The sequence below is a fragment of the Streptomyces zhaozhouensis genome (assembly GCF_900230195.1).
Lineage (GTDB): Bacteria > Actinomycetota > Actinomycetes > Streptomycetales > Streptomycetaceae > Streptomyces > Streptomyces zhaozhouensis.
Genome location: NZ_OCNE01000004.1, coordinates 156887 through 178592, shown reverse-complemented (window position 1 = coordinate 178592; position 21706 = coordinate 156887). Strand labels below are relative to the sequence as shown.

General features: G+C 73.6%; 19 protein-coding genes. 6 read left to right on the top strand and 13 right to left on the bottom strand.

Annotated features, from left to right (window positions below):
* The first annotated feature begins 9 nt into the window (after positions 1–9).
* The gene (locus CRP51_RS08830) at positions 10–1404 is read left to right on the top strand and encodes an FAD-binding oxidoreductase (protein ID WP_097230483.1); all 1395 of its coding nucleotides are present in this window, start codon (positions 10–12) and stop codon (positions 1402–1404) included.
* 9 nt (positions 1405–1413) lie between these two features.
* Here the strand turns inward: CRP51_RS08830 and CRP51_RS29935 are convergent, their stop codons facing one another.
* The 5 genes from CRP51_RS29935 to CRP51_RS08805 all read right to left on the bottom strand — a co-directional run bounded on the left by CRP51_RS29935 (position 1414) and on the right by CRP51_RS08805 (position 8412).
* Complete coding sequence (locus tag CRP51_RS29935; RefSeq protein WP_281259639.1) at positions 1414–3387, bottom strand: serine/threonine-protein kinase; 1974 nt, start codon at positions 3385–3387, stop codon at positions 1414–1416.
* A 121-nt stretch (positions 3388–3508) separates the two neighbouring features.
* A complete protein-coding gene (locus CRP51_RS08820) occupies positions 3509–4384 on the bottom strand; it encodes a hypothetical protein (RefSeq protein ID WP_097230481.1) in 876 nt (291 codons plus the stop codon).
* Positions 4385–4405: 21 nt separating this feature from the next.
* Positions 4406–6040, bottom strand: a complete 1635-nt coding sequence (locus tag CRP51_RS08815; protein WP_170970471.1) for an ABC transporter substrate-binding protein — start codon at positions 6038–6040, stop codon at positions 4406–4408.
* Between the two features lie 182 nt (positions 6041–6222).
* Positions 6223–6525 (bottom strand): carboxypeptidase-like regulatory domain-containing protein, encoded by a 303-nt coding sequence (locus tag CRP51_RS28770; RefSeq protein ID WP_170970470.1) that lies wholly within the window; start codon positions 6523–6525, stop codon positions 6223–6225.
* Positions 6526–6984: 459 nt separating this feature from the next.
* Positions 6985–8412 carry a metallophosphoesterase gene (locus CRP51_RS08805; protein WP_097230478.1) on the bottom strand — a complete coding sequence of 476 codons (1428 nt, stop codon included), beginning with the start codon at positions 8410–8412 and terminating at the stop codon, positions 6985–6987.
* Between the two features lie 224 nt (positions 8413–8636).
* Here CRP51_RS08805 and CRP51_RS08800 point away from each other — a divergent pair, with 224 nt between their 5' ends.
* On the top strand, positions 8637–9848 hold the full coding sequence (locus CRP51_RS08800; RefSeq protein ID WP_342749023.1) for a D-alanyl-D-alanine carboxypeptidase family protein: 1212 nt from the start codon (positions 8637–8639) through the stop codon (positions 9846–9848).
* Here the strand turns inward: CRP51_RS08800 and CRP51_RS08795 are convergent.
* The 3 genes from CRP51_RS08795 to trpS form a co-directional block, all read right to left on the bottom strand.
* Positions 9736–10674, bottom strand: a complete 939-nt coding sequence (locus CRP51_RS08795) for a YihY/virulence factor BrkB family protein (RefSeq protein WP_097230477.1) — start codon at positions 10672–10674, stop codon at positions 9736–9738. The two genes, CRP51_RS08800 and CRP51_RS08795, sit on opposite strands and share 113 nt — an antisense overlap.
* A 123-nt stretch (positions 10675–10797) precedes the next feature.
* Positions 10798–11367 (bottom strand): 2'-5' RNA ligase family protein, encoded by a 570-nt coding sequence (locus tag CRP51_RS08790; RefSeq protein WP_097230649.1) that lies wholly within the window; start codon positions 11365–11367, stop codon positions 10798–10800.
* A gap of 124 nt (positions 11368–11491) precedes the next feature.
* On the bottom strand, positions 11492–12511 hold the full coding sequence (trpS, locus tag CRP51_RS08785) for a tryptophan--tRNA ligase (RefSeq protein WP_097230476.1): 1020 nt from the start codon (positions 12509–12511) through the stop codon (positions 11492–11494).
* Between the two features lie 185 nt (positions 12512–12696).
* On the opposite strand from trpS, the gene rocD reads away from it, so the two are divergent.
* The 3 genes from rocD (at position 12697) to CRP51_RS08770 (ending at position 16282) form a co-directional block, all read left to right on the top strand.
* Positions 12697–13923: an ornithine--oxo-acid transaminase gene (gene rocD, locus CRP51_RS08780; RefSeq protein WP_097230475.1), complete on the top strand. Its 1227-nt coding sequence runs from the start codon at positions 12697–12699 to the stop codon at positions 13921–13923.
* A 287-nt stretch (positions 13924–14210) separates the two neighbouring features.
* Complete coding sequence (locus tag CRP51_RS08775; RefSeq protein ID WP_097230474.1) at positions 14211–15200, top strand: malate dehydrogenase; 990 nt, start codon at positions 14211–14213, stop codon at positions 15198–15200.
* 173 nt (positions 15201–15373) lie between these two features.
* Entirely contained in the window at positions 15374–16282 is a 909-nt protein-coding gene (locus CRP51_RS08770) for a glycine betaine ABC transporter substrate-binding protein (protein ID WP_097230473.1), read from the top strand.
* Positions 16283–16337: 55 nt separating this feature from the next.
* Here the strand turns inward: CRP51_RS08770 and CRP51_RS08765 are convergent, their stop codons facing one another.
* The 5 genes from CRP51_RS08765 to purN all read right to left on the bottom strand — a co-directional run bounded on the left by CRP51_RS08765 (position 16338) and on the right by purN (position 20755).
* Positions 16338–16799, bottom strand: coding sequence for a DUF3017 domain-containing protein (locus CRP51_RS08765; protein WP_097230472.1), 462 nt, complete (start codon positions 16797–16799; stop codon positions 16338–16340).
* 22 nt (positions 16800–16821) lie between these two features.
* Positions 16822–17685 (bottom strand): bifunctional methylenetetrahydrofolate dehydrogenase/methenyltetrahydrofolate cyclohydrolase, encoded by an 864-nt coding sequence (locus CRP51_RS08760; RefSeq protein WP_097230471.1) that lies wholly within the window; start codon positions 17683–17685, stop codon positions 16822–16824.
* Between the two features lie 69 nt (positions 17686–17754).
* Positions 17755–18006 carry a hypothetical protein gene (locus CRP51_RS08755; RefSeq protein ID WP_097230470.1) on the bottom strand — a complete coding sequence of 84 codons (252 nt, stop codon included), beginning with the start codon at positions 18004–18006 and terminating at the stop codon, positions 17755–17757.
* 452 nt (positions 18007–18458) lie between these two features.
* Positions 18459–20054: a bifunctional phosphoribosylaminoimidazolecarboxamide formyltransferase/IMP cyclohydrolase gene (gene purH, locus CRP51_RS08750; protein WP_097230648.1), complete on the bottom strand. Its 1596-nt coding sequence runs from the start codon at positions 20052–20054 to the stop codon at positions 18459–18461.
* Between the two features lie 59 nt (positions 20055–20113).
* Entirely contained in the window at positions 20114–20755 is a 642-nt protein-coding gene (gene purN / locus CRP51_RS08745; protein WP_212615874.1) for a phosphoribosylglycinamide formyltransferase, read from the bottom strand.
* A 242-nt stretch (positions 20756–20997) separates the two neighbouring features.
* Here purN and CRP51_RS08740 point away from each other — a divergent pair, with 242 nt between their 5' ends.
* A complete protein-coding gene (locus tag CRP51_RS08740; protein WP_097230468.1) occupies positions 20998–21624 on the top strand; it encodes a hypothetical protein in 627 nt (208 codons plus the stop codon).
* Positions 21625–21706 lie beyond the last annotated feature (82 nt).

Here is a 21706-nt window from a genome sequence, read left to right as displayed (position 1 = left end):
GCTGCGGTTATGAGCACCGCAGAAGAGACCCCGGTCGAGACCACCGTCGTCGCACGGTTGCTGGCGGCCCTGCCTGCCGACACCGTGCTCACCGATCCCGATGTGACCGCCTCCTACGCGCACGACATGGCCAGCTTCTGCCCGGCGGGCCGGGCGGCGGCCGTGGTGCTGCCCCGTTCCGTCGAACAGGTCCAGGAGACGCTGCGGATCTGCCACGCGCTGGGCGTCCCCGTGGTGCCGCAGGGCGCGCGCACCGGGCTCTCCGGCGCGGCGAACGCGGTCGACGGCTGCGTGGTGCTCTCGCTGCTGCGGATGGACCGGGTCCTGGAGATCGACCCGGTGAACCGGATCGCCGTCGTGGAGCCGGGCGTCGTCAACGCCGACCTCTCCAAGGCCGCCGCCGAGCACGGGCTCACCTATCCGCCGGACCCGTCCAGTTGGGAGCAGTGCACGATCGGCGGCAACATCGGCACCGGCTCCGGCGGGCTGTGCTGCGTCAAGTACGGCGTGACCGCCGAGTACGTGCTGGGCCTGGACGTGGTGCTGGCCGACGGGCGGCTGCTGCGCACCGGGCGGCGCACCGCGAAGGGGGTCGCCGGCTACGACCTGACCCGGCTCTTCGTCGGCGCCGAGGGCACCCTGGGCGTGGTGGTCGGCGCGGTGCTGGCGCTGCGGCCCGCGCCGCCGCGGCAGTTGGTGCTGGCCGCGGAGTTCGGCTCGGCGGCGGCGGCCGGGGACGCGGTGGCCGCGATCATGGGCGCCGGGCACACGCCGTCGCTGCTGGAGCTGATGGACGGCACCAGCGTGCGCGCCGTCAACCGGCTGACCAGGATGGGCCTGCCGGAGTCGACGCGGGCGCTGCTGCTGGCCGCGTTCGACACCCCGGAGGCGGCGGCGGAGCTGGCGGCGGTCGCCGAGCTGTGCCGGGCGTCGGGGGCGACCGAGGTGGTGCCGGCCGACGACCAGGCCGAGTCGGAGATGCTGCTCGCCGCCCGCCGCGCCACCCTGCCCGCGCTGGAGGCGGTCGCCGGCACCACGATGATCGACGACGTCTGCGTGCCGCGCGACCGCATGGCGGAGCTGATCGACGGGATCGCCGCCATCGCCGCACGCGTCGACCTGACCATCGGCGTCGTCGCCCACGCCGGGGACGGCAACGCCCACCCGACGGTCTGCTTCGACGCCTCGGACCCCGACCAGGCGGCGCGGGCGCGGGCCTCGTTCGACGACATCATGGCGCTGGGGCTGGAGCTGGGCGGCACGATCACCGGCGAGCACGGGGTCGGGGTGCTGAAGAAGGAGTGGCTGGCCAGGGAGTTGGGCCCGGTGGGTCTCGAACTCCAGCGGTCGATCCGGCAGGTCTTCGACCCGACGGGCATCCTCAACCCGGGCAAGGTGCTCTGAGACCTCCGGTCAGGGCAGCCGCCAGCGCTGGCGGTCGTCGCCGTCCACGCAGGTGGCCATCGTCGGTTGCTGGCCGGCGCCCTGGCTGGTGAGGCACTTGCCGCCGAAGGTGCCGATGGTGTGGGCGCCGCCGACCGACTGGGCCGAGGGGAAGAGCCCCCCGCCGAAGGAGGAGCCGAGGAACGCCCCCGTGTCGCCGCCGTTGGCGGCCGCCAGCGTCTCGCCGTCCTGCTCGCAGACGTGGAGGGCGCTGTCGTGGTAGGCGGTGGTCCGCACCCAGCCGTGGCTGGTGTTGCCGCCGGAGATCACGGCGCCGCCGGCCCGGGGCTCGTCCTCGGCCAGGCCGAGCGGCAGGCCGTCGGCCACGTTGACGATCTGGCCCCAGTTCTCCCCGCCGCAGCCGGCGGCCGGGCCGCCGGGGTCCGGGTCGCCGCCGCCGGACGGGCCGCCCGCTCCGTCGGAGCCCGAGCCCCCGTCGCCCGACCCGCCGCCCGGGGAGCCGCCCTCGGACGCGCCCTCGGAGCCGCCGGCCCCGCCGTCGCCGCCGCCCCGGGCGCCGCCGTCCTCGCCCCCGGCCTGGTCCTCCGCGTGCTCCTCGCCGTCCGCGTGCTCCGGTTCCTCCGAGCCGTCGTCCGCGTCCCCGCCGTCCGCCTTCTCGTCCGCCTCGCCCTCCGGGTCGGCGGCACCGTCGGCGCCGGCCGAGCCGTTCGCCGCGTCGTCGTCCGTCCCGCCCGGGGCCGGGTTCTCGGCACCGCCCGCCTCGGTGCGCCAGGGCAGCTTCTCCACATAGACCAGCGTCACCGTGCCGGTGAGCAGCAGCAACAGCGCCAGGACCAGCACCATGGGCCGGGGGCGGCGCCACACCGGGGCGCGCTTCCCCGCCTCGTGCGCCTCGGTGTCCTCCGCCGGGTCCTTCGCGGGCTCCTTCGCCGGATCGTGCAGGGGCTCCTTCGCGGCGTCCCCGGCGTCGGCGTCGGCGTCCCCGCGGTCGGCGTCGACGAGGACGCCTCCCCTCGCCGGCGACTTCCCGTCCTCCCGCCGCTCCTCCCGCTCCTCTTCCTTCTCCGGCTTCTCCTTCTCCGCCTCTTCCCGCCCGGCGGCCTCCGCCCCCTCCGCCCCGTCCTCGTGCCACGCCCCGCCCCCGGCCAGCCGGCGGGCCGTCGCCGCCATGGCCGAGGCGTCGGCGTAACGGTCCTCCGGAGCCTTCGCCAGGGCCCGCATGACGAAGCGGCGCACCGGCTCGGGTATCGCCTCCGGCAGCTCGGGCACCGGCTCCCGCACGTGCTTGAACAGGATCTCCACCGGCGCCTCACCGGTGAACGGCGTCGTCCCGGTGAGCAGTTGGTAGCAGACCACGCCCATCGCGTAGAGGTCGGATGCGGGCACGGCGCCGCGCCCCTCGGCCTGCTCGGGCGCCATGTAGAGGGCGGTGCCGAGGACGGAGCGCCCGTCGGTGATCTTGGTGCCGGCGGCGGGGCGCGCGATGCCGAAGTCGGTCACCGTCACCCGGTCGCCCTCCCCCAGCATCAGGTTGGAGGGCTTGACGTCCCGGTGCACGATGTCCCGCAGATGCGCGGCGTGCAGCCCGTCCAGCGCCTCGGCGGCGACGGCCAGGACCCGTTCCGGAGGGAGGGTCCCGGCCTCGGCGAGCACCGCGTCCAGCGGGCGCCCGTCGACCAGCTCCATGACGATGAACGCCACGGACGCCGGCTCCTCGCCCTCGTCCTCCGGCTCGGTCTCCTCCTCGCCGTAGTCGTGGACGCCGACGACGTTGGGGTGTTTGAGCGCCGCGAGAAGGCGCGCCTCGCGGCGGAAGCGGTCCAGGAACGAGGCGTCGTCCGACAGCTTGGCGCTGAGGACCTTGATCGCGACCTCCCGGGTCAGCGTCTCGTCCTCGGCCCGCCACACATCACCCATCGCGCCGCCACCGATCCGACCGGTCACCCGGTACCGACCGTTGAGCAACGTGCCCCGCCGCACCATTCCCGCCCCCGAAGGCCACATCGTCGTTGGGAGGTCAACATAGTCGACGTGGCAACGGGATCGACTAAAAGGGGGGTTGACGTTCCGTTGACGGCCGCCGTCAGCACCGCGGCGCGCCGGCTCAGTCCGTCTCCCGCCGTTCGACGGCCGGGTCCCCGGCCTCGGGGCCCGCGGCGCCCTCGCGCTCCTCGTAGGGGGTGCACAGCTCGTCCAGCAGGCGGGCGCGGGCGTCGGCGGGGTCGCGGACCAGGTCGGGCAGGAGCCGCTCCCGCCAGACCTCGGCGGCGCGGGGCAGCGCGTCGGCGAGCGAGCGACGCAGTATCCGCTTGGCGACCAGCAGCGGCACCGCGACCACGGGCCGCAGCACGCCGCGCCCGCGCGCGTTGATCAGCACCTCCACCTCCCAGGCGCCGTCGGCGGCCGGGCGGGGCGTGACCCTGGCCTCGCCGCGCACCAGCGAGTGCCGCACCTGGACGAGCAGCGGCGGGCGGCCGGCCGTGCCGACGGCCGAGGCGTACCAGCGGCCGACGTCCAGCTCGGCCTGGAGCGTGAACCAACGCAGCCAGCGCCGCCGTTGGCGCCCCGGACGGGAGACCGAGCCGTCCACCCGCAGAGTGGCGCGCTCCGGCCGTTCGACGCCGCGCAGCCGCAGGTCGGCGGCGAGCCGCGGGGTCGGCCCCGGGCCGAGCCGCTGGCCGTCCACGCGCAGCGCGACCCCGGCGGCCCGGTCCCACTCGACGAGGGTGACGCGGGGGGCGATGGCGTCCTTGGCCAGGGGCGCGGCCGTCTCCTCGTCCCGGCCGTAACGGGCGCCGGGGGTGGCGTGTTCCCCGTCGAAGAGGGCGACGCCCTGGACGGTCCTGCCGTCCTCGGCGACCAGCCGGTGGTCCTCGGCGCGCAGCCCCTGCCAGACGTCGAACGGCACCGCGACGGCACGCGACAGTTCGTCACGGCTGAGAGAAGGGTTCAGGATGACGGTGTGCTTGAGTCGTGCCATGGGCGCATCCTGCCCCACGGATCAGATTCGACGAAGCTCCCAGAGCCGCCAGATGCCGCTTCCGATCAGGTGCTGGACGCCCGTGATGTCGTCCTGGCTGATGGTGAACCGCTTCTCCTGCCAGATCGGGATGATCGCGGCGCTCTCGGCGGCCAGTTCGTGGATGGCCAGGAAGGTGTCGGCGGTCTGCGCGCGGTCCTGCTCGGCCTGGGCCTCGGCGATCAGCCCGTCGATCCGCTCGTCCGAGTAGCCGGTGGCCATGCCGTCGCCGGGGCCGAGGATGCCGTCGGTGAACGTCGAGGGGTCGGGGAAGTCGGGGCGCCAGCCGATCAGGTACGCGTCGTAGTCGCGCGCGGAGTAGACGCCGGGGATGAACTCGTCCCACTCGTAGTGGGCGACCTCCACCTCGAAGAGGTCGCCCTCCTCCAGCTGCCGCTCGATGGCCGCCGCCTCCTCGTGGTTGGCGGCGCCGCGCGAGTAGGCGATCTCGAACTCCACGGGCAGCGAGAGCCCCGCGTCCAGCATCCGCTGCCGCAGCACCTCGGTGTCCGTCTCGCGGTACTGGTCGAAGTAGGGGGTGCCGTGGCCGGTGTAGCCGACGGGGATCAACGAGTAGAGCGGCTCGACGGTGCCCTGCTGGACCCGGCTGCTCAGCGACTCCCGGTCCAGCAGCGCGGCGGCGGTCTGCCGGGCCACCTGCGAGTCGACCGGCATCCCCTCGTCGGTGTTGAACGCCAGCACGCGGATGGAGCCGGCCGTGTTCTCCGTGACGGGGTGCTCGGGGTCGCTGCGGTTGACGTTGGCCATCACCCCGGGCGGCATCTTGCCGTCGTTGACGTCGAGTTCGCCGGCCTCCCAGGCGGCGACCAGCTGGTCCTCGGGGGACTCCTCGTCGTTCCCGTAGAAGTACCGCACGGTCACCGGCTGCTCGGCCGGCTCGTGGGCGCCCCGGTACTCGGGGTTGGGCACCAGCTCGACGGACTCGCCCTCGTGGTACTCCTCCAGCATGAAGGGACCGGAGCCGTCCACGAGCCAGTTGTCGCGCAGCTCCAGCTTCGCGTACTTCTCCCGGTCCACGATCGCGCCGACGCTGCCGGCGACCACGAACGGGAAGGTGGCGTCCGAGTGCTCCAGCTCGAAGATGACGTCCCGGCCGTCGACGCGCACCGCCAGCAGGTTGGCCAGCAGCGCGGAGGGGCCGGCGTAGGAGAACTTCTCGTCCTCGGGGATCGAGTCGTCCGCGGCGTCCTCCTCGGCGCGGGCGGCCATCGCCTGGATGCGCTCGTAGGAGAACTGCACGTCCTCGGCGGTGATGGGCCGGCCGTTGCTGAACTTGAGGTCGCTCCGCAGGGTGCAGCGGTACACGGTCAGCTCGTTGTCCGTGAAGCCGCAGCTCTCGGCGGCGTCCGGGACGGGCTGCTCGCGGCCGTGCTCGAAGGTCAGCAGCGACTGGTACAGATTGCTCATCAGTGCCCAGGCCGAGGCGTCGTAGGCCCCGGCCGGGTCCACCATGGTGGGCGTGGAGGTCGTACCGACCACGATCGGTTCCTCGGAGTCGTCCGAGGAACGGAACAGCGCCCAGCCGCCGATCGCGCCGGCGACCAGCGCCAGGGCCAGACCGATGCCTATGACCCCTTTGGCCCGGATACGTCGCACTCCCCGCGCCCTTTCTTCAAAAGTCCAGCAACGAGGGCACCAGCCAACCACACGCGTCACCGGCGTGAGCGGGCGGAGGGCAACGGACGGGCCACACTTCATGTGGTACCCGGCCCGCTACCGGGAGCGAGTTCACCCCCGCTTCACCCCGGCTGCTCACTGCGACCGCCTTCCACGACTGCCTACTCGGGCACCACTCCCGGCACGTCGATCATGAACTCGACCTCGACGGGCCGCAGTCCGTCGAGCCGGATCTCCACGCTCTGCGTCCCCAACTGCGGGGAGAATGCCGAGAGCATGTAGTCGCCCTCGACAGGCGCGCGCACCTCGAAGGCGCCGTCGTCGCCGCTGCGCGTCTTGTCCAGGTTCTTCCCGCCCCCGGCTCCGGAGAGCGTCACCACCGCACGGGGCAACGCCACGCCCAGCGCGTCGCGAACCCGCCCTCTGATGACGAGGTCCTCCCCCGTCCCAGTCAACTCCGTCATGCCGTTCCCAACCTCCGCAACGCGTTCTGTGTCCATCACGCTGTCAGTTTGTTCCCCCAGCGTTATCAAGGACACCAACGGCGGCCGAATAGTTGAGGCGGCGAGCCGACAAAATCGAGGGACCGGCGCGACCACCCACCCGGCCGGCGCACCACCGTTGTCGTCCGCACCCCACGCCCCACGCACCGCGCCCATGCACTGCCGCGGGCGGCCGTCTTGGGGGCGCGGGGAACTGCGCGAGCAACCACACACCGAACCGCAGGCGACAACCCACCCGGCCGGCCAGGACCGTAGTCGACTGCGGCCCGCCCCACACGCGCCGCGCCTCCAGACAGGCCGCCACCTACCGAACGTGAACCCGCACCTGAACGACCACGCCAGCCCACACCAGGGGCGCGGGAAACCGCGCGAGCAACCACACACCGAACCGCAGGCGACAACCCGCCCGGACCGGCCAGGTCAAGCCTGGCCGGAGGCCAGTTCGACGACCGTGATGTCCGGGTCGGCGCCGACCCGCACCGGCGGGCCGTACGCACCAGCGCCCCGGCTCACGTACAGCTGCGTGTCGCCGTACCGCTCCAACCCGGCGAGCGTCGGGTTCGCCAGCCCGGCGAGGTATGTGACGGGCCACATCTGCCCACCGTGGGTGTGCCCGGAGAGCTGGAGGTCGACGTCGTAGTCGACCGCCTCGTGGATCATGACCGGCTGGTGCGCCATCAGCACGGAGGCCCGCGCCGGGTCCCGGTCGCCGAGCGCCGCGCCGTAGTCCGGGCCGCCGAAGTCCGTGCCCTCGCCGTCGACGTCGTTGACCCCGGCGAGGTCGAAGAACGGCAGCTCCTGACGCTCGTTGATCAGCGGCGTGACGCCCAACTCCCGGACGTGGTCGACCCATTCCACGGTCTCCACGTAGTACTCGTGGTTCCCGGTGACGAAGAACGCGCCGTCCCTCGCCCGCAGGTCGCCCAGCGGGGCGACGGCCGGGCGCAGGTCGTCGACCTCGGCGTCGACCAGGTCGCCGACGATGGCGATGGCGTCGGGCTGGACCTTGTTGATCGCGTCGACCACGCGGCGGCAGTGGGACTCGCCCAGCACCGGGCCCAGATGGATGTCGCTGACGACGGCGATCCGGTAGCCGTGCCCGCCGCGCGGCAGCTTGGCCAACGGGATGGTGACGCGCCGCACCCGCAGCCGGCGGGCGTTGGCCACGCCGTAGCCGACGGTCCCGAGGGTCACCAGGCCGGCGCCGACGGCTATGGAACGCGAGACCAGCAACCGCCGGCTCAGCCCGTCGTCGCCCGCCCCCTCCGGCTCCCCCGGCGCGTCGGCGCCGGGAGCGTTCGCCCCGGCGTCCCCGGACGCCGGCGGCGCCTCCGGGCCGTCGGCCGGGGCCGCCTCGTTCGTCGCCGGCTCCGCCGCCCCCTGCGCGGCGCCCGCCACGACGCCGGCCGGCACCGGCTCCGCGACCGTCAGCTCCTCGCGCGCCGGCACGTCCTCCGGCTCCTCGACCGCCGGCTCCGCCGGCTCCCGCGCCGGCTCCCGCGCCGGCTCCCGCGCCGGCGCCTTCACGGCGCGCGAACGGCGCAGCAGCGCGAAGCGCACCACCTCGCCGACCAGCAGCGCCAGCAGCAGATAGAGCAGCGCGGCCATCCAGAGGAACCCGGGCCAGGCCAGCACCCGGTGCACCCCGAACGGCAGCCCCAGCCGCCCCCCGCCGGCGGCCAGCAGGGTCAGCAGCGTCATCCCGCCGAGCACCCAGCCGCCCAGTCGCCGGTAGCGCGTGCCGGGGCGGGAGACGTCCCGCACGAGCCGCCGCCACAGATACCAGTGCGCCCCGCCCAGCACCACGCCGGCCACCACAATCATGACCAGGGCGGTCACGACGGTCATCACAAGCGAACCCCTCCCGCGCGTGAGGCCGCTCCCGGCCCCGCACTCCAGTATGAGCGACCGCCGTCGGCGGTCACCGGCGACGGTCACCGGCGGCGACCGACCGGTCCGCGTCTCGCGCGTTCACCGGTTTGCGCCGCTCCGCTGGCACGGACGTGGGGCAGCAACGATAGGTTCACCGTGTGCCGTTCAATCGTTCGTCTTCTTGTCGGATCTCCGCCCGTGTGGCGGTCCTTGGCCTGCTCACCCCGGCCGTGCTGGCGCCCGCGCCGGCCCTGGCCGATGAGCCGCCCGCCGGTGGCGCGGTCGTCGGGGGGCCCGAGCTCGCCGGCCCCGGGACCGCCGTGCACCTCGGCGAGGGCGCGCCCGCGCTGCCCGAGGAGCTGACCGCGAAGTCCTGGATCGTCGCCGACGCCGAGAACGGCGAGGTGCTGGCCGCCCACGCGGCCCACCGCAGACTGCCGCCGGCGAGCACCATCAAGATGCTCTTCGCCGACACCGTGCTGCCGCAACTGGACCGGGACGCCACCTATCTGGCCGAGCCGGAGCACTTCACCGAGCTGGGCCCCGGCAGCAGCGCGGTCGGCGTCGCCGACGGCAGCACCTACACCGTCGAGGACCTGTGGCGCGGCGTCTTCCTCGCCTCGGGCAACGACGCCGTGTACGCGTTGACCTCGATGAACGGCGGCAAGGAGGCGACGGTCGCGGAGATGAACGCGCGCGCCGCCGACCTCCAGGCCAACGACACCCATGTGGTCAACCCGGACGGCTACGACGCGGAGGGCCAGCTCTCCTCCGCGTACGACCTGACGCTCTTCGCCCGCGCCGGGCTTCAGAACGAGGACTTCCGCGAGTACGCCGCGACCCCCTCCGCCGACTTCCCCGGCGAGGGCGAGGGCGAGGACCGCGAGACCTTCTCGGTGCAGAACACCAACCGGCTGCTGGTCGGCGCCCCCGGCCTCGACCCGTTCCCCGGCATCGCCGGCGTGAAGAACGGTTACACCACCGAGGCCGGCTACACCTTCACCGGTGTCGCCGAGCGCGACGACCGGGTGCTGCTGGTCACCGTCATGGACCCGGCCGACGAGGACAACCTCGCCGTCTACCGCGAGGCCGCCGCCCTGCTGGAGTGGGGCTTCGCCGCGGCCGACTCCGTCGAGCCGGTCGGCGAACTGGTGCGCCCGCTGAGCGAGACGCCGCCCGAGGGCGAGCGGGAGGCCGGCGGCACGACGTCCGACGGGAAGAACGCGGACGCCTCCCTGGACGGCGCGGCGGGACCGGCCGGCGACTCGGGTTCCGCCAGCGGCCCGCTGGTGCTCGCGGTCACCGCCGGGGGTCTGGTGGTGCTGGCGGGGGCGGCGTATCTGTACCACCGGCGTCATCCGCTGCCGGTGTCGCTTCCAGCGCGTCGGCGTCGGGACGGTCCTCGGGACTGACGGCGGTGGCGGTCCAGGCACAGCACCACAGCAGCAGCTTGGCGATCAGGTTGATCCACAGCAGCAGCGCCACCGGCACGCCGAAGGCGCCGTATATGCTCCGCCCGGCGACGCCGGTCAGATAGCCGCCGAGCAGCAGCTTCAGCAGCTCGATGCCGACCGCGCCCAGCAGACAGGCCGTCACCGTGGCCCGCCGCGGCGGGCGGACGCCGGGCAGCCAGACCAGGACGTAGAGCAGCAGCAGGAACGTCACGCCGACGGCCACCGCGTAGGCCCCCAGCTGGACCAGCTCGGTGAAGCCGCCCAACTCCCTGCTGGCCCAGTGCAGCAGGGTCTGGCCGACGGCCGAGACGGCGAGCGAGACCAGGATGACCAGGCCGAGGCCGGCCAGCACGCCGAGGTCCTTGACCCGGCGCAGCACCATGTTCTCCTCCGGCTCCGCGAGGTCCCACACCTCCCGCAGACAGCCGCGCAGCGCGTCCACCCAGGCCGCGCCGGTGGGCAGCACCAGCAGCAGCGAGACCAGGCCGATGGTGCCGGCGTGGTCGAAGAGCGCGCCGAGGTCGAGCTGGTCGGAGATGCCCGGGATCTGCTCGGAGATCCAGTGCTCGATGTCGTCCAAATGCCCGTCGTCCAACAGCAGCCCGCCGACCGCGGCGACCAGGCCGAGGACGGGGAAGAGCGTGATGAAGCTGGTGAACGTGATCGCCGCGGCCAGCCGCGTCCAGTTGCGCCGGTCGAGGTGCTGGTAGAGCCGCCAGACCGGGCTGCGCAGAAACCAGTCCACCACGGTCGCCACCCAGGGGAGCCGCCGCAGCCAGTCCATCCGACCCTCCTCACCCAGCCGGCGGCACCCGGTCGCGCCCCGGTCGCCGTGACCCTATGCGCGCCTGCCCGGTGGCGCGGCGCGCGACACCGGCGGCGGGCCGACGAGACGGAACCGTCGCGTTCAGGCCACCTGGGAGGCGGCGTCGGGGCGGGGGGCCGGCCCGGCGGCCGAGGCGAAACGGAACTCCCTGCGCAGCGCCCAGGCGCCGCCCTCGTCCTGCTCGTAGAGGGCGAACCCGGTCACCCGCCAGGCGGCCTCGTAGTCGGCCAGCTCCTCACTGGCCCGGTCCATCGCCTCGTCGGCGATGCCGTGCGCCACGGTGACGTGCGGGTGGTACGGGAAGAGCAGCTCGCGGGCGAGCGGCCCCTCGGGGGCGCGCACCCGCTCCTGGAGCCAGCCGCAGGCGGCGGCGCCCTCCACCACCCGCACGAAGACGACGGGCGACAGTGGCCGAAAGGTGCCGGTGCCGGCGAGCCGCATCGGGAACGGACGCCCGGCGGCGGCGATGGCGGACAGATGGTCCTCGATCGCCGGTCTGGCGGCCGGGTCCACCTCGGTCGGCGGCAGCAGCGTCACATGGGTCGGGATGTGGGCGGCGGCAGCGTCGCCGAAGCCGAGGCGGCAGCGCTGCAAGCGGCTGCCGTGCGGCTCCGGGACCGCGATGGACACACCGAGCGTCACCGTCCCCACCATCCGACTCCCTCCCACTCCCGCCGGCTCGCACTCCCGGCGGTCGAACCCGTGCGCCTGCTCCTGGCCAGTGTGCCGCCTCGGGGCGCGAACGCGAACGGCTCGCGCCCCCCGGCTCCTCCGGTCAGCCCGGGAGCCCCGGCAGGAAGCCGACGGCCTCGTGGACCCGCGCCAGCGTCTCGGCCGCGACGGGACGGGCCTTCTCCGCGCCCTTGGCCAGCACCCGGTCCAGCTCGGCCGGGTCGTCGAGGAAGCCCCGGGTCCGCTCCTGGAACGGCGCCACCCACTCGGTGAACAGCTCGGCCAGCTCCGTCTTGAGCGGGCCGTAGAGCTGACCGGTGTACTTCTCCTCGATCTCGGCGACCGTCATGCCGCTCAGCGCGCTGTAGACGCTCAGCAGGTTGCTCAGCCCCGGCTTCTCCGCCGGGTCGTAGCGCACCTCGGTGCCGGTGTCGGTGACGGCGCTGCGGAACTTCTTCGCCGAGGTCTTCGGCGGGTCGAGCAGCCAGACGATGCCCTTGGGCGAGGAGCCCGACTTGCTCATCTTGCTCGCCGGGTCCTGGAGGTCCTGGATCTTGGCCGCGTCCTTGAGGATGTAGGCGTTCGGCAGCCGGAACAGATCCCCGCCGTACCTGCCGTTGACCCGCTGTGCCAGGTCGCGGGTCAGCTCGACGTGCTGCCGCTGGTCCTCGCCGACCGGCACCTGGTCGGTCTGGTAGAGCAGGATGTCGGCGGCCTGGAGGATCGGGTAGGTGAAGAGCCCGACGGTGGTGCCCTCGGCGCCCTGCTTGGCCGACTTGTCCTTGAACTGCGTCATCCTCGACGCCTCGCCGAAGCCCGTCACGCAGTTGAGCACCCAGGCCAGCTGCGCGTGCTCCGGCACATGGCTCTGCACGAAGAGCGTGCAGCGGTCCGGGTCGAGCCCGGCGCCCAGCAGCTGGGCGGCGGCCAGCCGGGTGGCCGCCCGCAGCGCCTCCGGGTCCTGGGGGATGGTGATGGCGTGCAGGTCCACCACGGAGTAGAAGGCGTCGTGGGTGTCCTGGAAGGGCAGCCACTGCCGCACGGCGCCCAGGTAGTTACCCAGGTGGAAGGAGCCGGCGGTCGGCTGGATTCCGGACAGGACGCGAGGACGTTCGGTGGCCATGCCGCTCATTGTCTCAGGTCGGCCAACCGGGTAACGGCCCCGGCGAGACCTCCGCCGAGGCGTCTGCCGAGGGGGCCCGGGAGCACCGGATTCCGGACAGTCGCGTGCGGATTCTTCCCATAGCGGACGGAACCCGCTACAAGTCGAGGCGAAGGCAACACCCCTGCCAGAGATCGGAAGTCGCCATGAGCGTCCAGGAGACCCCCGCCGCACTGATCGCCGCCGCCGAGGCGCACAGCGCGCACAACTACCACCCGCTGCCGGTCGTCCTCTCCTCCGGACGCGGCGCCTGGGTGACCGACGTGACCGGCCGCCGTTACCTGGACCTGCTGGCCGGCTACTCGGCGCTCAACTTCGGCCACGGCCACCCCCGGCTGATCGCCGAGGCCAAGGCCCAGCTGACCCGGCTCACCCTCACCTCCCGTGCCTTCCACCACGAGCGCTTCGCGCCGTTCGTCACCGAGCTGGCGGAGCTGTGCGGCAAGGACATGGTGCTCCCGATGAACACCGGGGCCGAGGCGGTGGAGACGGCGCTGAAGACGGCCCGCAAGTGGGGCTACCGGGTGCGCGGGGTGCCGGCCGACCGGGCGCGGATCGTCGTCGCGGCCGACAACTTCCACGGCAGGACCACCACGCTCGTCGGGTTCTCCACCGACCCGGACGCCTACGCGGACCACGGCCCCTTCACGCCCGGGTTCACCGTGGTGCCGTTCGGCGACCTGGCCGCGATGGAGGCGGCGCTGGCCGACGAGTCGGAGGGCGAGGTGGTCGCCGTGCTGCTGGAGCCGATCCAGGGCGAGGCCGGGGTGGTCGTGCCGCCCGCCGGCTACCTGCCGGGCGTGCGGCGGCTGACCGCCGAGCGCGGGGTGCTGCTGATGGCCGACGAGATCCAGTCCGGACTCGGCCGCACGGGCCGGACCTTCGCCTGCGAGCACGAGAGCGTGGTGCCCGACGTCTACGTACTCGGCAAGGCGCTGGGCGGCGGCGTGCTGCCGGTCTCCGCCGTGGTCGCCTCGTCCGAGGTGCTGGGCGTGCAGCGGCCCGGCGAGCACGGGTCGACGTTCGGCGGGAACCCGCTGGCGTGCGCCGTCGGCCTGGAGGTGGTGACGATGCTGCGCGAGGGCGAGATCCAGGCGCGGTCCGCCCGGCTGGGCGAGCGGCTCCACGAGGAGCTGGGCAAGCTGGTCGGCGAGGGCGTGCTGACGGAGGTGCGCGGACGCGGTCTGTGGGCGGGCCTGGACCTGGCGCCCGGACTCGGCACCGGCCGGGAGGTCGCGACGAGGCTGCTGGAACGCGGCCTGCTGGTGAAGGACACCCACGGCAGCACCCTCCGCATCGCGCCGCCGCTGGTGATCGAGGAGGAGGACCTGGAGTGGGCGCTGGCCCAGCTGCGCGAGGTTCTCGTGAGCTGAGGCCCCACGCCGCCCACCGGCGGTGAAGGGGCGCGGGGAACCGCGCGAGCGACCACCCACCGGGCGCACGCCGACACCCCGCCCCCACCGGCCAGGTGAACAGTCGATCCCGCCCCGGCGAGAAGCGGGCGTCGGCGCGGGGCTACGCTGGCGCCCGTATCTTGATGGCGAGATATGGCGTGAAAGTGCGCGAGGACTCCCGCGCCCACCGCGGGGGTTCCTGGCCACGTCCGACGAGTAACCTGGCCGTGGACCCGGCCGCCTCATTCACAACCGGAAGGTCCCAGATGCCCCGCACCCCCGTCACCGTCACCGTCACCGGCGCCGCCGGCCAGATCGGCTACGCGCTGCTCTTCCGGATCGCCTCGGGCCAGCTCCTCGGGCCCGACGTCCCCGTCCGCCTGCGGCTGCTGGAGATCACCCCGGCGCTGAGCGCGGCCGAGGGCACGGCCATGGAGCTGGACGACAGCGCGTTCCCGCTGCTGGCCGGCATCGACATCACCGACAGCGCCGACGTCGCGTTCGACGGCGCCAACGTCGCCCTGCTGGTCGGCGCCAGGCCGCGCACCAAGGGCATGGAGCGGGGCGACCTGCTGGAGGCCAACGGCGGGATCTTCAAGCCGCAGGGCAAGGCCATCAACGACCACGCGGCGGACGACGTCCGCGTGCTGGTCGTGGGCAACCCGGCCAACACCAACGCGCTGATCGCCCAGGCCGCCGCCCCCGACGTGCCGGCCGAGCGGTTCACCGCGATGACCCGGCTGGACCACAACCGGGCGCTCTCCCAGCTCGCCGCGAAGACCGGCGTCTCCGTCGCCGAGATCCGTCGCCTGACCATCTGGGGCAACCACTCGGCCACCCAGTACCCGGACGTCTTCCACGCCGAGGTCGCGGGCAAGAACGCGGCCGAGGCGATCGGTGACGAGAGCTGGCTGGCCGACGAGTTCATCCCGACCGTCGCCAAGCGCGGCGCCGCGATCATCGAGGCCAGGGGCGCCTCCTCGGCCGCCTCCGCCGCCAACGCCGCCATCGACCACGTGCACACCTGGGTCAACGGCACCCCGGCCGGCGACTGGACCTCGATGGCGATCCCGTCCGACGGCTCCTACGGCGTCCCCGAGGGTCTGATCTCGTCGTTCCCCGTCACCTGCGCCGACGGTGCCTACAGCATCGTCCAGGACCTGGAGATCAACGAGTTCTCCCGGACCCGCATCGACGCCTCGGTCCGCGAGCTGACCGAGGAGCGCGACGCGGTCCGCGCGCTCGGCCTCATCTGAGCGAGCGCACCGGGCGAGACCGCGCCTTCCGCGACAACGCCCCGTAGCAACGACGTCTCATGACGCGCCTGTGGCCCCACACCAGCTGTTGGGGCCACACTGCGTAGGCGGCCCCTCCCGCCCCAGCCCCCAGCGACCCGCCGTCCGGCACACCGAAGGAAGAGCCCTCGCCGATGCTCCGCATCTCCCCCCGGATACGCCGTCGGGCGCGCCACCGCCTGCTGGCCGGCCTCGGTGCCCTGGGACTGGTGCTCGCCAGCGCCTGCGACCTGCCGGGCGAGGTGCTCGGGGACGACGAGCCCGAGCCGGTGCGGATCGCGGTGACCGACTGGCCGGGGGCGCGGGCCAACGCGGCGGTGGTGGCCTATCTGCTGGAGGAGGAGCTGGGCGTCCCCGTCGAGAAGGTCGAGACCGACCCGGGCGCCGCCTGGGACCAGTTGGGCGTCGGCGACACCCAGGTCCTGCTGGAGGACTGGGGCGCTCTCCCGGACCGGACCCGGCTCCACGTCGAGCAGCGCGAGGACGTGGTCGACGCCGGCGAGCTGGGCATCGAGGGGCACGTCGGCTGGTACATACCCGGGGAGTTCGCCCGCGCCAACCCCGAGGTGCTCGACTGGCGCCACCTCAACGACTTCGCCGACGAGCTGCGCGGCGAGGTCCTCCAGGCCGACCCCGGCTTCGCCACCAGGGACGAGGCGATCATCGAGGAACTGGGCCTGGACCTCACCCCCGTCGCCGCCGGGAGCGAGGACGCGCTGATCGACGAGATCCACCAGGCGGGAGCGCGCGGCACCCCGCTGCTGGCGTACTTCTGGCAGCCGCACTGGCTGGCCACCAAGGTCGAGCTGGCCGAGGTCGAACTCCCCGACTACTACCCGAGCATCCCGCTGCGGAAGTACCTCAACGCGGAGTTCGCCGAGGCGGGCGGCGAGGTGGTCGACTTCCTGCGGGCGTTCTCCTGGTCGGAACGGGACCAGAACACCGTCGCCGCGCTGATCGCCGGCCAGGGCATGACCCCCGGCGCCGCGGCCGAACGCTGGGTCGCCGAGAACCCGGACACCGTCGCCGCCTGGCTGGGCTGACCCCGGGCCGCTCCCGCGGGCCAGCCCTCGCTCGGTCCGGCGCTCGGTCCGGCGCTCAGTCCACCGAGAAGCGCAGGATGTCGTTGAGGAACGGCACCTCAAGCCACGGGCTGGGCTCGGCCATCAGCGTCAGCAGCACCACCACGGTGCCCAGCAGCCCGTAGGTGACGATGTCGGTGAAACGCGAACGCACCGCCAGCATCCCCACCGCCGGCAGCCAGGCGCGCAGCGCGGCGCCGGCCAGCAGCCCGCACCCCACCACCAGCAGCCCCACGCGGAAGTCCGCCAGCGTCAGCAGCAGCCCGGCCAGCGTGGTGGCCAGCACCACCAGCAGCGGCCACTGCCGTATCGGCGCCGGCGCGTCCCAGCCGGCCGTGCGCCCCCCGCCCTCGGGACGCGCCGTGCTTCTGGTGCGATACCTCTCCGGCACCCGCCAGCGTTTGCGCCAGGCCACGCCGCTCACGGCCGATCGGCCCCCTCGTCGTTCTCGTTCTCGTCGGTCGGGTCGTGCGGTCAGGTCGCGCGGTCGGGTCGCGCGGTCAACGGGCGATGCCGGCCGCGCGCTCGGCGGCCTCGACCACGTTGGTCAGCAGCATCGCGCGGGTCATCGGGCCGACGCCGCGCGGGTTGGGCGACAGCCAGCCGGCGACCTCGGCGACCGCCGGGTCCACGTCGCCGACGATCCGGCCCGACTCGTCGCGGCTGACGCCGACATCGAGCACGGCCGCGCCCGGCTTGACGAGCTCCGGCTTCACCAGGTGCGGAACGCCGGCCGCCGCCACGACGATGTCGGCCCGCCGAAGGTGCGCGGCCAGGTCGCGGGTCCCGGTGTGGCACTGGGTCACCGTGGCGTTCTCCGAGCGGCGGCTGAGCATCAGCGGCAGCGAACGGCCGACGGTCACGCCCCGGCCCACCACGACGACCTCGGCACCCTCGATCGGCACCTCGAAGCGGCGCAGCAGCCGGATCACGCCGTGGGGCGTGCAGGGCAGCGGCGCGGGCTCGTTGAGCACCAGGCGGCCGAGGTTGGTGGGGTGCAGCCCGTCGGCGTCCTTCGCCGGGTCGATGAGCTGGAGCACGCGGTTGGCGTCGATGCCACGCGGCAGGGGCAACTGCACCAGATAGCCGGTGCAGGCCGGGTCGTCGTTCAACTCCCGGACGACGGCCTCGACCTCCTCCTGGCTCGCGGAGGCCGGCAGCTCGCGCTGGATGGAGGCGATGCCGACGGCGGCGCAGTCCCGGTGCTTGCCCGCGACGTACTTCTGGCTGCCCACGTCCTCCCCGACCAACAGCGTGCCGAGGCCCGGGAGATGGCCGCTCGCCTTGAGGTCGGCGATCCTGGTGCGCAGGTCTGACTTGATCTCGGCCGCGGTCGCCTGGCCGTCGAGTGTCTGGGCAGTCATGGGCCCATACTCCCCGATGAGGGCCCCGCGCCACCAATCAGGTGCCGCGGGGCGTGGTCGGTCCGCCGGCTACGCCGCCGGACGGTTGAGGATCGCCACCAGCACCTCGTGCAGGACCTCGGCGTCGCGGGCGTCGCGCAGACGGTAGGGGCCGCCCTCGACCGCGTACCACTCGTCCGCGCCGGCGTAACGGACGCGCAGCGCGAGCGCGCCGTCCTCGTCGACCGTGCTGTGCAACTCCAGTTCGCCCGTGATCGCGCCGACCTCCCGGGTCATGACCCCGCCGGCCGGGCTGCTGAAGAAGGACCGTCTCTCGTTCATGCCCGACATTCCAGCAGCTTGCCCGGCCACCCACACGAAGCCACACCCACCTGGCCGGTACGGCACCGTGGTCACGTGCGGCCCGCCACCCATGCACCGCGCAGTTCCCCGCGCCCCCAAACAGGCCGCCACCTGCCGCGCGTGAACCCGGCACCTGACCGACCGCGCCAGCCCAAACCAGGGGCGCGGGGAACTGCGCGAGCGACCGACCACCGGGCCGAGGACGACAACCCACCCGACCACGCCCGTGAGTAGTCGACCAACCCCCGCCACAAATGCACCGCGCAGTTCCCCGCGCCCCCAAACAGGCCGCCACCTGCCGCGCGTGAACCCGGCACCTGACCGACCGCGCCAGCCCAAACCAGGGGCGCGGGGAACTGCGCGAGCGACCGACCACCGGGCCGCGGACGACAACCCGCCCCCACCGGCCAGGTGAGTAGTCGTCCACCCCGTCAGTGAAAGAAGTGCCGCGTCCCCGTCAGATACATCGTGACGCCGGCCTTCCTCGCCGCCTCGATCACCTGGTCGTCGCGGACCGAACCGCCCGGCTGGGCCACCGCCCGCACGCCCGCCTCCGCGAGCACCTCGAACCCGTCGGGGAAGGGGAAGAACGCGTCGGACGCCGCGAACGACCCCGCCGCCCGTTCCGCACCCGCCCTGGCGACCGCGAGCCGCGCCGAGTCGACGCGGTTGACCTGGCCCATGCCGACGCCGACCGTCGCCAGCCCCTTCGCCAGCAGGATCGCGTTGGACTTCACCGCGCGCGACGCCCGCCAGGCGAAGGCCAGTTCGTTCAGGCCCGCCGCGTCCAGCGGCTCGCCCGCCGCCAGCCGCCAGCCCGCCGGGTCGTCGCCCTCGGCCTGGAGCCGGTCGCTGACCTGCACCAGCGCACCCCCGTCGACCGGCCGGAACTCCGTGACGGCGGACGGCGGCTCGGGGCAGCGCAGCACCCGGATGTTCTTCTTGGCGGTCAACGCCTCCAGCGCGCCGTCCTCGTACCCGGGGGCCACCACGACCTCGGTGAAGATCTCCGCGATCTGCCCGGCCAGTTCGGCGCTGACCGGCCGGTTGACGGCGATCACCCCGCCGAACGCGGAGAGCGGGTCGCAGGCGTGCGCCTTGCGGTGTGCCTCGGCGACGTCCGAACCGACCGCGATGCCGCACGGGTTGGTGTGCTTGATGATCGCCACGCAGGGCTCGGCGTGCTCGTGGGCGGCGCGGCGCGCGGCCTCGGTGTCCACGTAGTTGTTGTAGGACATCTCCTTGCCGTGCAACTGCTCGGCCGAGGCCAGGCCCGTTCCGCTGCCGTCGGTGTAGAGCACGGCGGACTGGTGCGGGTTCTCCCCGTAACGCAGCACCCGGCCGAGCCCGAAGACCGGGCTGAGGCTCTGCGGGAAGGTCTCCTCCTCGCCGCCCCGCGCCGCGAAGTACCCCGCGACCTGGGCGTCGTAGCGCGCCGTGTGCCGGAACGCCTCGCCCGCCAGCTCCCGCCGGCGCGTCGCCGTGAAGCCGCCGTCCGCGACGGCCGCCAACAGCTCGCCGTAGCCGGCCGGGTCGGTGACGACGGCCACCGTGGCGTGGTTCTTCGCCGAGCTGCGCACCATCGCCGGGCCGCCGATGTCGATCTGCTCCACGCAGTCCTCGAACGCCGCGCCCGAGGCGACGGTCTGCTCGAACGGGTAGAGGTTGCTCACCAGCAGGTCGAACGGCTCGACCCCCAGCTCCTCCAACTGCGCCCGGTGCGCGGCCACCCGCCGGTCGGCCAGCAGGCCGGCGTGCACCTTGGGGTGGAGCGTCTTGACCCGGCCGTCCAGGCACTCGGGGAAGCCGGTCACCTCCTCGACCGGGGTCACCGGCACCCCGGCGGCGGCGATCCTGCGCGCCGAGTTGCCCGTGGAGACCAGCGCGACGCCGGCCTCGTGCAGCCCCCTGGCCAACTCCTCAAGACCGGTCTTGTCGTAGACGCTGATCAACGCGCGGGCGATCGGCCGGCGCCCCTCGGGGCCGCCCTCCCCCGCGTCGTCGCGCTGGAACCGTTCGGTCGCCAACCGCGCGGTGTCGGTCGGGAGTTCGGCGGGCTGCTGGTCGTGCGTGTGGTCCTCGGCGGTCACGGGATGTACACCTTTCGTCCCTCTACGCGGTAGCCGTCCCGGGCCAGTCGGCCCACGGCGTCGACGAGCAGGCCGCGTTCCACTTCCTTGATCCGCCGGTGCAGGGTGGCCTCGTCGTCATCGTCCCTGACCTCGACGGCTCGCTGAGCGATGATCGGACCGCTGTCCACCTCCGCCTCGGCGAAGTGGACCGTGCAGCCCGTCACCTTGACGCCGTGCGCCAGCGCGTCGCGCACCCCGTGCGCGCCGGGGAAGCTGGGCAGCAACGCCGGATGGGTGTTGACGAACCGGCCGCCGAAGGCGGCCATGAACGACGCTCCCACGATCTTCATGAAGCCGGCCGAGACCACGAGGTCCGGCCGGTGCGCGGCCACCGACTCGGTGAGCGCGCGGTCCCAGTCGGGGCGGGAGGCGTAGTCCCGCAGCCGGTGGGTGAACGTCGGCACCCCGGCCCGTTCGGCCCGGCGCAGCCCCTCGATCCCGCCCCGGTCGGCGCCGACCGCGACCACCTCGGCCCCGAACCCGGAGTCCGGGTCGGCGGCGGCGTCGAGCAGCGCCTGGAGGTTGCTCCCGGAGCCCGAGACCAGGACGACCAGGCGGACCGGGGGCTTGCCCCCCGCGCCCTGCTGGGCTCCCACCGGGGAGTCGACGGCATCGGGGGCGGCGGAGGCAGAGGCCACGACGAGGTCTTTCCTTGAGGTCTTCTCCGGGGTCTTCCTCCCCGGATGGCGCCGGCCGTTCACCGGCCGACCGTCCGCAACGATACCGGCACGGCTGGGTCCCCCCGTGCCGTGGGCCGCCCGCGGGCAGGTACGGTCGGAGCCACCGGCACCGCGAGAATCCCGGCTCGCGGCCCCGACAGGGAGATGCGACCACTCAGATGACGGACCGACCCCGAGCCTCAGGCAAGCAGGAGCGGCCCAGCGAGGAGGACAACCCCTTCGCGCCGCCGCCCGAGGGGCAGCCCGACCGGCCGTGGCGCCCGCGTCGTCCCGACGACGACTCCGGGGACGAACGGGGTTCTGGCGACGGCTCGAAGCCGGGCTGGGGCGGCCCGTTCGGCCGGCGCCCGCGGGGCGAGGGGGACGACGACCGCAACGGCCGCCGCTGGGACCCCAACGACCCGGTGCAGCGGCACGCGCGGTACGCGGTGCTGGCCGGCATGTGGGGCGTCTTCGCCGGGCTGCTCTCCTGGGAGTGGCTGGGCCTGCTGCTGGGCGCGCTCGCGCTGTACTGGGGCATCAGCGCGCTGCGCGGCGGCCCGCGCGACGCGGAGGGCCGCCCACCGGCCCCGACCCCGGACGGCCGCCGGCCGCAGCGCGGCTCGGCGATCGCCGGCGTGGTACTGGCCGGCGTCGCGCTGGCCATCGTGGCGGCGAGCTACACGGCGCAGCTGGTCTACAAGGACTACTTCGACTGCGTCTCCGACTCCCTGACCGCGCCCTCGAAGGCGGCCTGCGAGAAGGACCTCCCGAGCCAGCTCCGCCCGATCTTCGGCAACGAGTAGCCCCTTGCCGGGGGGTTCCCGGAACGAGGAGCCCCTTGCCGGGGGTTCCCGAAACGACCACCCGCCCCACCGGCACGCACCG

Excerpts from the sequence above, each read along its gene's own strand:
- CRP51_RS08830 (WP_097230483.1), top strand. The coding sequence starts at position 10 with ATGAGCACCGCAGAAGAGACCCCGGTCGAGACCACCGTCGTCGCACGG.
- CRP51_RS29935 (WP_281259639.1), bottom strand. The coding sequence starts at position 3,387 with ATGGTGCGGCGGGGCACGTTGCTCAACGGTCGGTACCGGGTGACCGGT.
- CRP51_RS08820 (WP_097230481.1), bottom strand. The coding sequence starts at position 4,384 with ATGGCACGACTCAAGCACACCGTCATCCTGAACCCTTCTCTCAGCCGT.
- CRP51_RS28770 (WP_170970470.1), bottom strand. The coding sequence starts at position 6,525 with ATGACGGAGTTGACTGGGACGGGGGAGGACCTCGTCATCAGAGGGCGG.
- CRP51_RS08805 (WP_097230478.1), bottom strand. The coding sequence starts at position 8,412 with ATGACCGTCGTGACCGCCCTGGTCATGATTGTGGTGGCCGGCGTGGTG.
- CRP51_RS08795 (WP_097230477.1), bottom strand. The coding sequence starts at position 10,674 with ATGGACTGGCTGCGGCGGCTCCCCTGGGTGGCGACCGTGGTGGACTGG.
- trpS (WP_097230476.1), bottom strand. The coding sequence starts at position 12,511 with ATGGCCACCGAACGTCCTCGCGTCCTGTCCGGAATCCAGCCGACCGCC.
- rocD (WP_097230475.1), top strand. The coding sequence starts at position 12,697 with ATGAGCGTCCAGGAGACCCCCGCCGCACTGATCGCCGCCGCCGAGGCG.
- CRP51_RS08775 (WP_097230474.1), top strand. The coding sequence starts at position 14,211 with ATGCCCCGCACCCCCGTCACCGTCACCGTCACCGGCGCCGCCGGCCAG.
- CRP51_RS08770 (WP_097230473.1), top strand. The coding sequence starts at position 15,374 with ATGCTCCGCATCTCCCCCCGGATACGCCGTCGGGCGCGCCACCGCCTG.
- CRP51_RS08760 (WP_097230471.1), bottom strand. The coding sequence starts at position 17,685 with ATGACTGCCCAGACACTCGACGGCCAGGCGACCGCGGCCGAGATCAAG.
- CRP51_RS08755 (WP_097230470.1), bottom strand. The coding sequence starts at position 18,006 with ATGAACGAGAGACGGTCCTTCTTCAGCAGCCCGGCCGGCGGGGTCATG.
- CRP51_RS08740 (WP_097230468.1), top strand. The coding sequence starts at position 20,998 with ATGACGGACCGACCCCGAGCCTCAGGCAAGCAGGAGCGGCCCAGCGAG.